Annotated in this window: 15 protein-coding genes; 6 read left to right on the top strand and 9 right to left on the bottom strand. The window is 40.1% G+C overall.

Going from position 1 to position 15,633, the window contains the following annotated elements:
* Positions 1-58: 58 nt before the first annotated feature.
* From ACGTN9_RS13285 to ACGTN9_RS13275, 3 genes are all read right to left on the bottom strand, one after another.
* Complete coding sequence (locus tag ACGTN9_RS13285) at positions 59-871, bottom strand: DUF899 domain-containing protein (protein ID WP_499593512.1); 813 nt, start codon at positions 869-871, stop codon at positions 59-61.
* Between the two features lie 274 nt (positions 872-1,145).
* Entirely contained in the window at positions 1,146-2,096 is a 951-nt protein-coding gene (locus tag ACGTN9_RS13280) for a sigma-70 family RNA polymerase sigma factor (RefSeq protein ID WP_499593510.1), read from the bottom strand.
* Between the two features lie 427 nt (positions 2,097-2,523).
* Positions 2,524-2,925 carry a hypothetical protein gene (locus ACGTN9_RS13275; RefSeq protein ID WP_499593508.1) on the bottom strand — a complete coding sequence of 134 codons (402 nt, stop codon included), beginning with the start codon at positions 2,923-2,925 and terminating at the stop codon, positions 2,524-2,526.
* Positions 2,926-3,107: 182 nt separating this feature from the next.
* Here ACGTN9_RS13275 and ACGTN9_RS13270 point away from each other — a divergent pair, with 182 nt between their 5' ends.
* The gene (locus tag ACGTN9_RS13270) at positions 3,108-3,293 is read left to right on the top strand and encodes a hypothetical protein (protein ID WP_499593506.1); all 186 of its coding nucleotides are present in this window, start codon (positions 3,108-3,110) and stop codon (positions 3,291-3,293) included.
* 231 nt (positions 3,294-3,524) lie between these two features.
* Here the strand turns inward: ACGTN9_RS13270 and ACGTN9_RS13265 are convergent, their stop codons facing one another.
* Genes ACGTN9_RS13265 through ACGTN9_RS13255 form a run of 3 tightly spaced genes read right to left on the bottom strand, consistent with a single transcriptional unit; the run spans position 3,525 to position 7,271 of the window.
* The gene (locus ACGTN9_RS13265) at positions 3,525-4,163 is read right to left on the bottom strand and encodes a GNAT family N-acetyltransferase (RefSeq protein WP_499593504.1); all 639 of its coding nucleotides are present in this window, start codon (positions 4,161-4,163) and stop codon (positions 3,525-3,527) included.
* Between the two features lie 57 nt (positions 4,164-4,220).
* On the bottom strand, positions 4,221-6,875 hold the full coding sequence (locus ACGTN9_RS13260; RefSeq protein ID WP_499593502.1) for a heavy metal translocating P-type ATPase: 2,655 nt from the start codon (positions 6,873-6,875) through the stop codon (positions 4,221-4,223).
* A 24-nt stretch (positions 6,876-6,899) separates the two neighbouring features.
* Complete coding sequence (locus ACGTN9_RS13255; protein WP_499593552.1) at positions 6,900-7,271, bottom strand: ArsR/SmtB family transcription factor; 372 nt, start codon at positions 7,269-7,271, stop codon at positions 6,900-6,902.
* Between the two features lie 218 nt (positions 7,272-7,489).
* Here ACGTN9_RS13255 and ACGTN9_RS13250 point away from each other — a divergent pair, with 218 nt between their 5' ends.
* Positions 7,490-8,443 carry an arsenic resistance protein gene (locus ACGTN9_RS13250; RefSeq protein WP_499593500.1) on the top strand — a complete coding sequence of 318 codons (954 nt, stop codon included), beginning with the start codon at positions 7,490-7,492 and terminating at the stop codon, positions 8,441-8,443.
* A 386-nt stretch (positions 8,444-8,829) separates the two neighbouring features.
* Here the strand turns inward: ACGTN9_RS13250 and ACGTN9_RS13245 are convergent, their stop codons facing one another.
* Entirely contained in the window at positions 8,830-9,384 is a 555-nt protein-coding gene (locus ACGTN9_RS13245; RefSeq protein WP_499593498.1) for a hypothetical protein, read from the bottom strand.
* A 406-nt stretch (positions 9,385-9,790) separates the two neighbouring features.
* The gene (locus ACGTN9_RS13240) at positions 9,791-10,600 is read right to left on the bottom strand and encodes a 5'-methylthioadenosine/adenosylhomocysteine nucleosidase (protein WP_499593496.1); all 810 of its coding nucleotides are present in this window, start codon (positions 10,598-10,600) and stop codon (positions 9,791-9,793) included.
* A gap of 313 nt (positions 10,601-10,913) precedes the next feature.
* Here ACGTN9_RS13240 and ACGTN9_RS13235 point away from each other — a divergent pair, with 313 nt between their 5' ends.
* Together ACGTN9_RS13235 and ACGTN9_RS13230 are read left to right on the top strand one after the other, a co-directional pair.
* Entirely contained in the window at positions 10,914-11,621 is a 708-nt protein-coding gene (locus tag ACGTN9_RS13235) for a GntR family transcriptional regulator (protein ID WP_499593494.1), read from the top strand.
* A gap of 90 nt (positions 11,622-11,711) precedes the next feature.
* Positions 11,712-12,926 carry a M24 family metallopeptidase gene (locus ACGTN9_RS13230; RefSeq protein WP_499593492.1) on the top strand — a complete coding sequence of 405 codons (1,215 nt, stop codon included), beginning with the start codon at positions 11,712-11,714 and terminating at the stop codon, positions 12,924-12,926.
* A 168-nt stretch (positions 12,927-13,094) separates the two neighbouring features.
* Here ACGTN9_RS13230 and ACGTN9_RS13225 read toward each other — a convergent pair whose 3' ends face one another.
* Positions 13,095-13,445: a DUF2200 domain-containing protein gene (locus ACGTN9_RS13225; RefSeq protein ID WP_499593490.1), complete on the bottom strand. Its 351-nt coding sequence runs from the start codon at positions 13,443-13,445 to the stop codon at positions 13,095-13,097.
* A gap of 328 nt (positions 13,446-13,773) precedes the next feature.
* Here ACGTN9_RS13225 and ACGTN9_RS13220 point away from each other — a divergent pair, with 328 nt between their 5' ends.
* Together ACGTN9_RS13220 and ACGTN9_RS13215 are read left to right on the top strand one after the other, a co-directional pair.
* Positions 13,774-14,670: a cupin domain-containing protein gene (locus tag ACGTN9_RS13220; RefSeq protein WP_499593488.1), complete on the top strand. Its 897-nt coding sequence runs from the start codon at positions 13,774-13,776 to the stop codon at positions 14,668-14,670.
* Between the two features lie 367 nt (positions 14,671-15,037).
* Positions 15,038-15,562 (top strand): ribonuclease H-like YkuK family protein, encoded by a 525-nt coding sequence (locus tag ACGTN9_RS13215; protein WP_499593487.1) that lies wholly within the window; start codon positions 15,038-15,040, stop codon positions 15,560-15,562.
* Positions 15,563-15,633: the final 71 nt, after the last annotated feature.

Genomic DNA, 15,633 nt, shown 5'->3' with positions numbered 1-15,633 from the left:
AACCTCTTATACTACCTATAAATTCTAACTAACGAATCTCTTATAGAAAGGCCTTAGATTACAAATCGCTCTTTCTTGAATGACAACAGGAATCCGTTTCAATAGAGTGATCGTATTCATCATGACGACGGAGCCATGACTTACCTTTGCCATCACTGCGTCCCGGTGGCTGTTCCCAATCCTCCTGCCTTCCGAGTGCTGTTAAATCAAGATAGTTGAAGGTGCCAAGTAGTAAATCCGTTCCACGAGCGTAAGTGGTATACGTGTGATAAATTTTTTCACCATCGTGAAGAAAGGTACTAATGCCTGGCACTTCCATTGATTGTGCAGAATCAACAGGTACACCCTTCTCAACAAGTTCATCCTTGGTCATGTAGTTGTATTCAATGGGGGCGATAGATTCATCTAGTGTAGCGTGAAAGTCATAGTTAAAATTGCTATCGTAGGAGGAGTACCATGGGATGTCCCAGCCCATGCGTTCTTTGTAGTGCTGAAGCTTCGTGAATGGAGCACGGGAGATCAGAGCCAGCGATGTGTTGCGTGCATGCAGGTGGGCTAGATGGCCGATATTGTCGGCAGCCAGCGAACACGCAGGACAACCTGCTTCCCAATCAGGATCGAACATGAAATGATGTACGATAAGTTGAGGACGCCCTTCAAACAGATCAATCAGATGAGTTTTACCGTGCTGCCCCTCGAAAATATAGTCCTTTTCAATCTCTACCATTGGGAGTCGGCGACGTTCAGCATTCAGCGCATCCCGCGCCTTCGTGAATTCCTTCTCTTTGGCCAGCAGCTCCTTGCGTGCCACAAGCCATTCGTCTCGTGACACGGCCTTCGGTAGTTGCAGATGATTTTCCGCTTTTTTCATAGCATCTCTCCCTTTCTTTTTAAAAAGCTTATCACATACGATGACTATTAATTTCTTCTCGATTGCTAAAATATATCCTCCTTTAGTCATTATTAATAGACCTGTTTTGCACAAAAAAAGAGCGCAAATCTTTTTTCAGATTTGCCCTCTAAACTTAAAGACTTAAAAACCGAGGTAAATGCTTATTAAATAGACTCTATCGGCATGAAAAACACTATCCGGAACAGCCACCTTATTTACATGAGTAGCACTTAAAGATTTTAAAGCTAAGATTTTACGAACTCCAATCGACGACTGGTTTATCTGTTTGAGGCGGAACACCTAATTCTTGTGCCGCAGCAAATATTAATTCCTTTCTAAAGTAAAAACTTCGATGAAATACAATTTTGTCGTTCTCTACCTCTTGATACTGTATGTCGTGAATTTCAGGGCCGTTTTCTGCATCATAAAATACAACAATAACATTTTTACCCCACAGTAAATGAGACTCTGCCCGAAAGCCAGGAAGGCCAAACTGCATAGATCCAGAACGCATTTCTTCTTTTGAAAACTCTTGAAAGCCCAACGAAGCTTCATTATATGCTCTGTCACTCATTAGGGATAAAACTTTATCAACATCCCCTTCATTTAATGCTTTTAAATAAGACTGTATTACTGTGGAATTAGCTGTTTTATCTATGGAAGCAACATTACTAGTTTTTTCACTTATGGGGTTGTCAGCTATTTGATTGTGCATTCTTCTTACGGTTGCATAGACAGCCCCAGGTGTTGTATAAACCATGCCTGCCACTTCCTTTGCTGTAAAAGCAAATACTTCTTTAAGAAGAAATACAGCTGTTTGCCTAGGACTAAATAATTCTAATAGATACTCCAAAGCTTCTTCTACATCAAAGCTTTCGGAATTATATTCTACCGGTACATCCTCTTCTTCAAGCATTCCCACAATCCGCTTTTGTTTACGACAAAGATCGATCCAAGTAGTCGTAGCTATTCGATAAAGATAAGCTTTCGGGTTTGTTGGGTGCCAGCGCTGATACATACCTCCGAATGCTTTAACCATCGTTTCCTGAAAGAGATCCTCGCCATCCCAAGGGGAACCTGTTAAATAACGACAATAACTCCATAATCCTTCTCTAAATTCATTAATGATTTGATTAAATTCGTCCTTTAACTCACGGTTTTTCTCAGCAAATGATAACATTTGATTTTCTTTTAATTCTTCCATAAGTACCTCCTTTTATTTCTCTCATTGTGTATAACGATCTCGCTCGAAGAAATTATACGTTTGCTAAAAAAGTTTTTGGCTGGATTATCCATGTTATAAAAAAATAATCCACCCTTGAGCTAAGGACTCAGGTGGATTATTTCCTTTTGGATAGATAAATCCTCTAAATGAAATTCCTCATTTGATAAACCTATGCTTATGTAAAAGGACGAGTACTCTTTGAAAAACTTATAAATATTCCAGACTTAGCCCCACGTATATTAAAACTGATACAACCGCAAAGCTAGAAAAGAATAAACCTTTTCTGAAATCTTGTCCAATTTTTCATCCAACCCCAACGTTTACGATCGACATCCAACCAAATGAAATCTACTACTGCTAATATTATTAACTAACAAAGCGTTTCAGGTTACCCTCTCGTTCTGTACTATTTAGTAAAGCTATTTTCAACATACTCCCTAATTTTCTTCCATTCATTATTTTCTTTACGGAAAGTCTCTATAAATAGTAACTTTACCTTTGTCATTTCTCCATCAACTTCAAAACTAACCCAAAATATAGCTACGCCTTCTTTTTGCTTATTGATTTCTATTAGAACGTCATCAAATAACCATTTAGGGTTTCTTCCTTGATATTGGTTATATGCCTGAACCCAGCCTTGTTCAGCCTCATCAAAGCCCCAATCAGAAACAATTGTTTCACGATCAGCCCACCTGACTTTCAAATCCTTTGAATGATGTGCTAGCATCTTCTCTGTATTTAAACTATTCCAAGATGTTTTGTATTCTTCTAAAAACTCCTTGAACTCATCTAACATTGTTTGTTCCATCCTTACCTCTCCTTTCACCTACATAACTAAAGATTCATTACTCACTGTTTAAGTAGTTTTACATTTGCACCATATTTGTATTTAAACAAAATGGTAGTAAATTCCTTCTTTTCAAATTAGGAATGATCATCTGGTTATTATTTGAATGATTGCTAAACCTATTGATATGGAGGTGATTGGTAATGGAAAGGAATCAGACCACGACAGGAACTGATGTAGGACAAGGCAGAAAAAAGACTTCTAAATCAATGATGGAGCCAGGAAATTCCGGGACAGACCCCAACAAAGTAAAACAAGAAATTCAACAGGATGTAAGCAAAGGGATAGGAGCCATGACATCCCGTGAAGCGGGATCCATGAGAGATTAAAGAACCACTATTTTGTGGTTCTTTTGGGTTGTCGGCATTCATCCTCAACATAAAGGAGGTGGTGCTGATGACAGTATACGAAGCATTGATGTTTGCAGTTGCATTTGCAACGCTAATCATTGGCATACTGTCGTTCAACCAAAAAATAATCCACCCTTGAGCTAGGGACTCAGGTGAATTATTTCCTTCTGTAGTATATTTTTCTTTATTAAACTCATTAGTCTCCTATTATTATTCATCAAGCATAGATGCTGCTTTTTCAAATTCAATTTGGCTCTCTTGAAACTTCTTTTCTTTTGGAGGAAATGATCGATCAAATTCATTAACTTCATCATCATCGACTTCCAATACATCTGAAAAAATCACATAGCCGGAAATGTCATTCAGCGCACCTTCGTAAAGTGGTAATACCAACAACCCTTTATAGAACTTTTTATCAGGCATGGATATGTTGTATGTTTTTCCTCCTAGAAACCCATATGGTTCATAATGGTATGGATACCCTAATGCCAGGATAGCACGGTAGCCCATTTCTTTTGCCACTTCAATGGAATGAGTTATTAATTTCCTTCCCAATCCTTTCCTATGAAATTCAGGAGATATAAAAACCGGCCCAAAACTAATTGTTTTATATTCTTTATTATCTTCGGATACTATTTTTGAATTCGTATAGAAGATACCACCTACGACCCTACCTTCCACTTCAATCACAAATGAAAGCTCCTGGATAAAATCTTCATGTTCCCGCATTTTATGTATAACATAATGCTCATGACATCCAGGAAAATATAAATTCCAAAATGCTTCTCTGGCAATTTCTTCAACTACTCTATAATCTTGTGGCTCTTCATTTCTAATTTTAATCTCCATAAACAATCTCCTTTCTTTCTTTAAGTTATAGAAAAAATAGAGAGGAAAAACTCCTCCCTATTTTTGCTTTAACAACCTCATACTGTTTAGTATAACAATCAACGCAGCACCAGTATCAGCTAGAACCGCCATCCATAAAGTAAGAAGTCCTGGGAAAATCAAAGCCAGAGCGGCTAATTTGGTGATTAAAGAGAACCAAATGTTCTGCTTAATAATATCCAGAGCTTTCCGGCTTAAACGGATGGTGTGTGGAAGTTTTTCCAAATTATCAGCCATCAGTACAATGTCGGCGGTCTCCATAGCTGTGTCTGTTCCGGCACCACCCATGGCAATGCCTAGATCAGCTGTTGCAAGGGCTGGAGCATCATTTATTCCATCCCCCACCATAGCAACACGCTTACCTTCATTCTGCAATTTCTTTACAGCAGTCACTTTGTCTTCAGGCAGCAGCTCAGCGAAGTAGCGATCGACACCTGTGTCGGTTGCGATTTTCTTTGCTGTGCCTTCATTATCCCCCGTCAGCATCACCATTTCTTTCATCCCGACTTGTTTGAGCTTTTGAATGGATTGAACCGTAATATCACGGATGGTATCCGCAACAGCCAGGAGACCCAGCACCTCCGTGCGAGTACCTACTACTACAAGTGTATTTCCATTTCCTTGTAAGGAATCAATCCGCTCTTCGATTTCCTTAAGAGGAACCTCCATGTCTTTAAACAGCTTAGGATTACCAGCAAAATATTCCACACCGTTTATCGTAGCCTGCGCCCCTTTACCAGCAATGGCTTTAAAAGCTTCCCCTTCCTTAACGGGAATGCCTCGTTCTTCTGCAAAAGTGGTAATTGCCTGAGCAATTGGGTGAGTGGAATGTTCTTCAATCGTCCGTGTAATACTGATCAGTTCTTCCCTGTTGTTCTGAAGGGCAAGCACTTCGGCAACTTTCGGTTTCCCTTCTGTAAGGGTTCCCGTCTTATCAAAAGCAATCGCTTGAATGGCTCCTGCCTTTTCTAAAAAGGTCCCACCTTTGATGAGCACTCCATTCTTAGCTGCATTGCCAATCGCAGATACAATCGCGACTGGTGTAGATATAACCAGTGCACAAGGACAGGCTACCACCAGTAATGCAAGGCCTTTATAGAGCCACTCTCCCCAGGATCCGAACCCAAATAATGGCGGTACTACCATTACAAGAAGGGCAAGAGTAAATACAATAGGCGTGTATACATTTGCAAACCGATCCACAAATGCCTGGGTTGGAGCTTTTTTCTCCTGAGCCTCTTCTACCAGATGAATGATTTTTGCAATCGTTGTATCTTCAGCTAACTTTGTTACCTTAACTTCTAAAGAGCCACTTTCATTGACCGTGCCTGCATAAACCGTATCACCCTGCTGTTTATCAACAGGCAAGGATTCTCCCGTGATCGGCGCTTGATTTATACTGGATGTACCTGACAAAATTTCTCCATCCAAAGGAATTTTCTCCCCGGGTTTGATGACGATCACATCATTGACTTCCACCTCTTCGACTGGTTTTCGAATGAGTCGAGTCCCTGATTTAACAGTAGCCTCTGATGGAGCCAGGTTGATTAGACTTCTGATCGATTCTCTTGTACGCTCTATCGACCTGTTTTGTAAGGTGTTTCCTAAGGCAAAAAGCCATACGACCGTCGCCCCTTCAAACCACTCTCCGATGAGGGCTGCTCCAAGGGCTGCAGAGGCCATGAGCACATTCATGTCTAAGGAACCACTTTTTATTGCATAAAAGGCACTTCTCGCTGGCTTAAAGCCTCCGATAAGGATTGCTGCCGCATATAAAGCCGTGATTAACCATGGGGTAACGTCAGTAAAAGAACCGATAAAACCAAGTGCCAGGAATATCCCGGATATGGTGGTGGTCGAGGCCCCTTTTTTCTTGTTATCCGTGGCTGATTTCTTCTGGTTACGGATCGAGTCTAAGGAAGCATCAAAACCAGCTCTTTGAACCTCTTTTATAATGTCTTTTTGGTTCGTGCTATGATCGATTTGCATTTTTCCTGTAGAAAAATTCACCTTGACCTCTTTAACATTTGGATTTTTGCTTAAATGCTTTTCAATCGTCATCGCACAAGAGCCACAATCCATTCCTTCAATTTTATACGTTTGCATGCTTTTGTCTTTGCCCAAAGGTGCAGCTTCAAAGCCTAATTTACGGACCTGTTTAGGAACTTGATCGTATACCGAGAGATCATCGGCACTAACAGACATTTTTCCGGTACCGTAATTGACTCGAATCGATTGGATTCCTTTGATTTTTTGCAGCCCTTTCTCAATGGTTGCGGCACAGGAAGGGCAATCCATTCCATTTACTCTGAACTCCATGTTTTGTTGCCCTGCTGGCTGACTACTTCCTTCACCTGCTTGTTCGTACGTACTTCCTCCCGCACTACAGCAGGATGAATTGGTTCCTGTATGTTCTTCTTTTGCGTCTGGATCATTTCCACAGCATGAAGAGGTGGTGGAAGCTTCTTCCTCGTTCACTTCACTACTACAGCATGCAGAAGTAGCAGAAGCTTCTTTCTCATTTGGCTCACTTTCACAACAAATAGAAGTGGCTAAGGCATCTGTGTTTCCCTCCTCAGAGCAGCAAGAACTTGAATCTTTAGTTTCATTGTCCTCCGACTCTGTCTGACTTGAGCAGCAAGTTGATGTTGTTTCTGTTTGTTTATGACTCATTGGTGTGCCCCCTATTTATTCCAGTCAATCTTCTTTGGCGTGTGCTAAAGCAATTGAAACTAACTGATGAACGTGATCATCCGCTAAGGAATAAAATACAAGCTTTCCTTCTTTGCGGTATTTAGCTAACTTCATGTTGCGCAATAACCTTAAATGATGTGACGCCGTGGCCGTCGTTGAGCCTATGATATTCGCCACATCACAGACACACAGTTCCTTCTCCAGTGTTAAGGCATACGCAATTTTCATACGCGTTGCATCCGATAGAGCTTTAAAAATCAACTCCACACCTTCCACCTTTTCGATTTCCGGCTGGACTCGTTGAACAAGTTCTTCATCATAACAAAACGTATCACAAGTATCTTTAGGAGTTTTTTTAACTACCTCTTCACTCATTGGTTTCACCTTCATTCTAACGATTATTTGAATATTTGTTTATAGTGTATGTTTCTGTAACGTAAGTGTCAACCAAATATTCAAATTATTATTTGAATATTAAAAGAGACTTCACCACAGAAGTCTCTTTCTAAAAGTTGCACTAATAAGTAAAATCACATTAATTATGATAATGTTAGTTGTGCATTCCTATTTACTTTTACAGGTTGTGACCCGCAATGAACTTATTCGAAAAATTATATACACTTATTATATTTTCTGCAGTTGTTATCGGTTTAGGGATTGGGCAAGTGGCATTAATAAGCACTAATGCGGACAGTTTTATTGTCCCTTTATTAGTGGCTATGCTATATATTACTTTCTTACAAGTACCTATGGAAGAAATAAAAAAATCCTTTAGAAACATTACATTCACATCCACTTCCGTCCTCATTAATTTTGTCTGGACACCCCTTTTCGCCTGGCTGTTAGCGATGTTTTTTCTAGGAGATAATACGGCATTATACATTGGATTTATTATGTTAATGGTTACGCCATGTACGGATTGGTACTTAATTTTCACAGGAATAGCCAAAGGGAATGTTGCGCTTTCAACCGCTATTTTGCCTTTGAATTTAATCCTGCAGGTCCTATTACTTCCTATATATCTTTTAATTTTTGGTGGAAAAACTGGCGTTATAGAACTACGTTTCCTGGTAGAAAGTATACTAACGGTTTTGTTCATTCCTTTGGTATTGGCCCTTCTTACCAAATGGCTTCTTAGAAACAAGCAACAAGCAAGAGAAAATTTCCTATCTAAACTTAGCGTATACCCCATTATCTTCCTAAGCCTTGCAATCGTTGCTATGTTCGCTTCTCAAGGACAATTATTGCTTGATAATTTAGATTTAATGTGGAAAATAACTATCCCTATTCTTTTATTCTTTATCGTTAATTTATTTGTCAGTCAAAAGGTTGGGCGGCTTATGAGGTTCCCGAACTCCGACAGAGCAAGTTTGAGCTTAACTACGTTAGCCAGAAATTCTCCAATCGCTCTAGCTATTGCTATGACCGCATTTCCAGACCAGCCTTTAATTGCCCTGGTTTTAGTGATTGGTCCATTATTAGAATTGCCTATCTTAGCGATCATCACGCAGTTTCTATTATTTATCACTACCCGTAAGGATATATGAAAACAAGGAAAGCACACATTATAAACGAATGTGTGCTTTTGTATTAAGTTAACCTGCCTTGTAGCCCGACAATAGGATAACCCTTAATTTATCCCTTTTTTATTACTATCCTCTTTACTAAGCTGCAAAGAGTAAATCTTAGCTGCGAATTTCAACATATCTATTAAAACTCCTGAAATTAATGAGACGAAAATTATTACAAAGTTATTTGTCACTAAAAATAAAAGAATTCCAATACCACCGAATAGTATGGTAATAAGAAATAATTCTATGTAGACCTCGTACGATAGCTTTTCCTTCACAATATCTTCTCCCATAGTTTCAATTTTGAATCTTGTCTTTTTTTTAAGCAATCACAATACTGCCTTTTTTATGTATGATCAATTTCATTTTAGCTTGTAATTTAACACACTATGACCTTGTAGTTTTTCTCCATCTTCCCATAAGAATTGAACCGCAAATTGTTTTCCGATTTCTTCTTCGCCAACTTGTATGTTTAACGTAGAACTACCAGGGTTTATATTTTCTTTACTGATTTCCTCTCCTGAACTGTTTACATAAATGAAGTTAACTTCCGATGGAATTGGTTTCATGGTTCTCCAGTCAATTAAAATTCTGTCACCGACTTCTACCTCACCAGAGTGAATATCAGGGTAATGATAGGTACTATTATCATCACAATCACCCCAGCATACTTCTTGATAACTATTGTCTAAAATTATATCTGGACCATTCGAACTTATTTTCTTTATAGAAGGAATTTCTGTGTGAAATTCCGCATCCTCTTCCTCATTCTGTTTTTCAGTTTGTGGTGGGACTTCAGCATTCTGTGTATTGGTTCCTGTTTCAGCTGTCTGACTTTCCTTTTCCTGATCTATATCCTTACAAGCAGATATAATTAAAATTATCGATAGTATTAATGTGAAAGTTATTTTCTTCATTTTTTCTCTCCCCGATTACAATCGCTCCCTATTTATGAACCAGATCTAACTCTTTTATGTTGTGAAAAGAAATAGGAAATGCTAGCGATTAATACGATGACTATCAAATGAAAGCTTCTATTTCCAAAACTCACTTCCTGAGGTGAAAAAACTCCCGTAAAAGAAATGTCTGGATTATAATTCATAGTTAAAAGGAGACCTGATACCATTTGATAAACGAAGTAAAGTAATAAAAAGCTTCCTATAAAAATTAAATACTTCTTCATAACTTCCCACCTTTCCTCATCTGTATTTACGGTTAGGATCCATCAAAGTTTCAACTGAAGTGAATTTCTCTCGTAATAAATGAATGACCCCCACCATACTAATGCTTTAGCGTAGTGGGGGCCGGCACTTTCATTCATTCCTACATGTTTTTTAACATTTCTTCAATCACTTGACTGGAGTTCTTCGCTGCTTCTTCTACAAAGTTTTCTTGAATTCCAGCAGCTTCTTCTCCTGCATCATCGGAAGCTGAGCGAATGACTACGTACGGGATTTCATTTAAGTAGGCAACTTGTCCAACAGCCGCTCCTTCCATCTCCACTACATACGCATCAAACGTTTTATAAATCCAGTCCGTTTTTTCTTTGCTTGCAATGAATTGGTCTCCTGTCGCAATCGGTCCCTTGAATACATCAACGTAATCAGGAAGACCTTTCGTACCTTTCTTAGCTAGCTGAATTAGTTCTTGATCCGCTTCAAAATACCTTGTGTCCATGTATGGGATTTGTCCTGGCTTGAAATCTTTAGCCGTTTCGTCCATGTCATGATGCACGGTCTTCGTAGAGATAACAATGTCTCCCAGACCCAAATCAGGATGTATCCCTCCTGCAACGCCAGAGTTAATCAATACATCCGCATCAAAATCGCTGATGAGCATTTGAGCTGCGGAAGCTGCATTCACTTTCCCTATTCCGGATTTAACAAGGACGATGGGTTGGCCTTCTAAAGTTCCTTCGTAAAAGGTTAATTTCCCTTTTTCAGTTGTCTCTTCCACTTCCATATTAGAATGAAGAATGTCAATTTCCACTTCCATTGGACCTATGATTCCTATAACTTTTTCTTCCTCTTTGTCAGCCGCTCCTGTAGCCTGGGGCTGGTCTCCACAACCCGCAAGCAAGAAAACTAAAATCACTACTCCAATTAAACCACTTATACTTCGTTTTAAACTCATCCTATTTCTCCTCCCACCATAAAATACGAACATTATTTAATCAACATCTTTTAATGTACGCGTTTTATTTTACACAACTCATCATTTCTTGCCAACCTTTCTTTTCAAATTTGTATAAAACGAATCTTAAGCAAAAAAAGCGCCTGATCCCCCTAGTACTGCATTAAAGCATCGTGGGAGCAGGCACTTTCTGAATCGATAAGGAAATAGATAGAACCGCCAATTAAAAAGGTTTAAAAAGGAATAAGCTAGTAAGGATGTTCCAACTTCTATAGAATAAGGAATAGTATTCATGTAGAAGGAGATTTAGATCATGAGTAAAAAACAAAAGAAATTACCATTATATATCCAAATTAAAAACAAGTTAGTGTCAAATATAAAAGAAGGAATCTGGAAGCCAGGAGAATCCATCCCTTCTGAAAGTCAACTGATCGAACGATACAATGTCAGCCGTACAACAATTAGACAAGCTATCCGTGACCTTGTCCAAAATGGCACCCTGGAGACGAGGCGTGGTGCTCCTACAAAAGTAAAGGAAATACCAGAGGAAGGTTTAAGTAATCCTGGAATCATCCATCATGAGATAGGTACAAATATGGACGTTACTCTTTTACGTATGGAAAAAAGTCAAACTCACTACCATGCCAAATATCAGCTTTCGCTTACAGAAACAGAAGATATTTTCTTTATGGAGCGGCTGCGCATTGGTGATGGTAAACCTATCGCCATTCAACAATCTTACCTTCCACTGGCTATAGGTAATGTAGTTGAACAGGTGGCTGATAAGGAATTTGACTTTTTTCCAACCCTGGGAAAGCACAGGATACATCACACGAATATAAGAGAACATGTCTCAGCGAGCAATGCTACTCAGCATGAAGCTGATCTACTAGGTGTCGCCACTGGGGAAGCCTTAATTACCATTGAAAGAAACACGCTGGGAATAGACTCCAAACCCATTGAATACAGTATTACCAAATATACGACAAAAGCTTTTAAATACACGATCGAAATTGACTGAATTTCCAATAGAAACTTATTGCAATATGTTTAACCTTGTTGTAACATGTGCGATGTAAATCAATCGAAGAAACCCGAAACGGAGGATTACATGAGCAAATTAACAAGTATCCGTCATGATAAGACACAAATTGATATTGTTAAAATGAGACAATACCGTTTAGGTAGAGTCCGTGAACAATTAAAGAAACTTGGATATGGGGGCATTGTCATCTTTGATCCCGTAAACTTGAGATATGCAACGGGAAGCCGGAACATGCAAGTATTTATGTTAAGAAACCCTGCTCGCTATGCTTTTATCCCTACAGAAGGTCCGGTTACATTATTTGACTTTCCGAACTGCGAGCACCTTTCAGAAGGAATTGAAACGATTGATGAGGTAAGGCCAGCCATTACGCTTTCTTATGTAGCATCAGGTGAGAACCTTTACGATAATGCCAGAGAATGGGCAAAAGAAATTGCCGACCTTTTCCGCACGCATGCAGGGGAAAATGAAAAGCTGGCCATTGACTATGTTCCATCTGTCGGAGCCATCGAGCTTGCAAAAGAAGGCATCGAAGTCGTAGACGGGCAAGAACCTATTGAACATGCGAGAAGCATTAAAAACGATCAAGAAATCAAAGCCATGAAAATATCCGTTAAAACAGCGGAAGAAGGCATGATCCGTATGCAGCAGGCATTAGAGCCCGGAATCACAGAAAATGAATTGTGGTCCAACCTTCACCATGTGAACATTTCTCAAGGTGGGGATTATGTAGAAACGAGACTTCTCAGCTCCGGTAACCGGACGAATCCATGGTTCCAAGAATGCAGCGATAAAGTCATTAATGAGGGAGAATTGGTTGCATTCGATACAGATATGAATGGTCCATTCGGATACTTCACAGATATCAGCCGCACGTTCTATTGTGGAAACGGCGAACCGACAGATGAACAAAAATGCTTGTATCAAACCGCTTATGAACAAATCCAATACAATATTGATCTTTTGAAACCAGGCATGTCTTTCCGTGAATATGCAGAGAAAAGCTGGCGGATTCCAGATGAATTCTTCCCAAACCGCTATTTCACTGTCGCTCATGGCACGGGGCTAAGTGGAGAGTATCCTTATATCGTCTATCCTCAGGATTTTGAAGAAAAAGGCTATGATGGCATCATTCAGCCTAACATGGTCCTTTCTGTAGAAAGTTATATTGGCTCTCCCGGCGGAAAAGAAGGAGTCAAACTTGAAGAACAGCTACTTGTAACAGAGGATGGCGTCGAGAACTTCTCAGACTTCCCATTTGAACACAAACTATTAAAATAAAATTGAAAACAGGTTAGAAAATTCTCAAAAAAAGTGCCTGCCCCCCCAGAGTATTGCATTAACGCATCGGGGGGCAGGCACTTTCTGATTTATGTACTATTTACTGAAGAATAAAGGCACCCACTTCTAAATGGATGCCCATATGAATAGAAAATTGATGTTTAATTGTTATTTCCGCAAAATCTTCTCCATCGCTTTTCCCTTCGCTAACTCGTCAATCAGCTTATCCAAGTAGCGAATTTCCTGCATGGTTGGTTCTTCGATGTCTTCCACTCTGACACCGCAGACCACACCTTTGATCCTATTCCGTGATGGATTCAGTTGAGGAGCTTCCGCAAAGAAGTCCTCAAAGTTTGTCTGCTTTTCCAGTTGAGCGTCTAACTCTTCCTGGCTATATCCTGTCAACCACCGGATGATTTCATCGACTTCTGCTTTTGAACGTCCTTTCTTCTCCGCCTTCGTAACATAATGGGGATAGACACTTGCGAAACTCATGGTATAGATCTTATGTTTGGTCATGGTACACCCTCCCTTTCGTAAATCTTTTATGATTTTCATCCAATGATATCAGTCGAATAAACACCTTTACGTAATCGCTACTATAATGTATTGGCAAACTGCAGGATACTTGATGCTCAGAGTAGTTACTTTTTTTCATCCTTTATAAAAATTCCTGCTCTTTCCATCATAACAAAAAAGCGGCCGGCTTAGAAAATTTTCCCCTGTCATTTATGATGGTACTCCAATTTTTCACGTGTTGTTTAGAGGCTGTGCCCAGGTTTCATTCCCCTTCCTTTCGTTCCTTGCATAGGATATGTTTAGAATTCCCGGAAAGGAATGATGCGATATGTACCAAATTCCCCCTGTATACCAATATCCTTATTACGAAAGCGCGCCGATGTCTCAAAACTTCATGACGAGAAATAATCAACAGGTGCCTGACACGTTACTGGCCGCGATAAAAGAGAAAACAGAAGCAGTTGATCTATACAGCCGATTAGCCAGCCATGCACCAAACCAGCAGCATCAGCAGGTGATCCTTCAGGCTGCAGATGAGGAGAAGTTCCATTGGAGACAGCTGACCGACCTATATGTCATGCTGACCGGTAGACAGCCTGCCTGTGACATTGAAAAAATCCAGTTTTCTTCCTATCAGGAAGGATTACGAAAGGCCTGCCAGACTGAAACACAAAGTTATGAAACCAACCGTCAAAGCTATGCCTCTCATCAGCACTCCCCATTCTCTGAAATATTTTGGAGAGCCTGTCATGATGATGCCAGGCATGCGGAAAAGTTACATGCCTTAAGCGAAGAAACAAGAGTTGTGCTAAAAGATTATGGCACCGAACCGTTTGTAGTGGATATCGAAGAAGCTACGCTACAGAACAATACGTTCCGAACAGCTTTATGGACCGGCGAAAACCTGCAGGTGACGTTGATGACCATCGGCGTCGGAGACGACATCGGTCTGGAAGTCCATCCGGACGTGGATCAATTTTTACGGATCGAGCAAGGGCAGGGTCTGGTTCAAATGGGAGACAGTGCGGACCAGTTGGATTTTGAAGCGAACGTAGAGGATGACTATGCCATCATGGTACCTGCTGGTAAATGGCATAACCTGACCAATACAGGGAATGAGCCGCTTAAGCTTTACACCATCTACGCACCCCCGGAGCATCCATTTGGTACCGTCCATGAAACGAAAGCAGACGCATTGGCAGCTGAACAACAAAATGAAGATTAATAGATGATCGGTAAAAAAATTGCCTGCCCTCCTTGTCAAATTGACTTCCGAGGCAGGCTTTTTCCTTATCCATTCAATAAAATGCTTCTTTCAACATACGTTATTGTATGACACCCTATTTTTGCGTAGTTGATTTTACCTAGCCTCACAACTCCACTTGCATAGCACTCAAAATCTCCGCTGCAAATCCCTGTTTGCATAAAGGGATTCTTTTTAGAACATCCTCTTAGAAAAGATTGGCTTATCGCCAAGTCCTTATGGCGAAAGCCTAAGTTTTTCTTATACTTTAATCCTTTAACAAAGTTAAACTTCCTTAAAGTATAAAAAAGTACTGGAATACACCGCTGATGACACAGGGGGAAACGATATGGACAGACCGTTGAATTTTCAAAATATCTCCCGGAATCGAATGAATTTCGAGGAGGTATTTCAATACATCTATAGCTTTATGAAAAAAGAACCGATGGGTAACTATAAGCTGATGTTAGGTACGGACTCACAGGTACACCCGCATGCCACTGTTTTTATCACAGGCATCGTCATTCAACGCAAAGGCGCTGGCGTCTGGGCCTGTTTCAGAAAAGAAGTCGTAAACAGACAAATACATGTACTCGGTGAGCGAATATCCTACGAAACTTCATTGACAGAGGAAGTCGCCAGTCTTTTCACCGAAGAAAAAAAGACCAAACTGATCAATATCGTCCTGCCTCACATTTATAAAGGTGCCAGTTTCTCTATCGAAGGGCATATCGATATTGGCGCAGGGGAAAGAAACCGGACACGAGTCTATGTAGAAGAAATGATGGCGAGGATTGAATCGCTCGGGATGGAAGCGAAAATAAAACCCGATGCAATCGTGGCAAGCGGCTATGCCAACAAATATACCAAATAAGCGAATCAAAGGTGCCCGCCCCTACTAAAACAGCCTGGTGCAGGCACTTTTTTTAATACTTAACCTGGGAA

It is taken from the genome of Halobacillus sp. B23F22_5 (assembly GCF_043497085.1).
In the GTDB taxonomy this organism is placed as follows: domain Bacteria; phylum Bacillota; class Bacilli; order Bacillales; family Halobacillaceae; genus Thalassobacillus.
The sequence above is the reverse complement of the archived record's forward strand: the minus strand, read 5'-3'. Positions and strand labels throughout refer to the sequence as shown.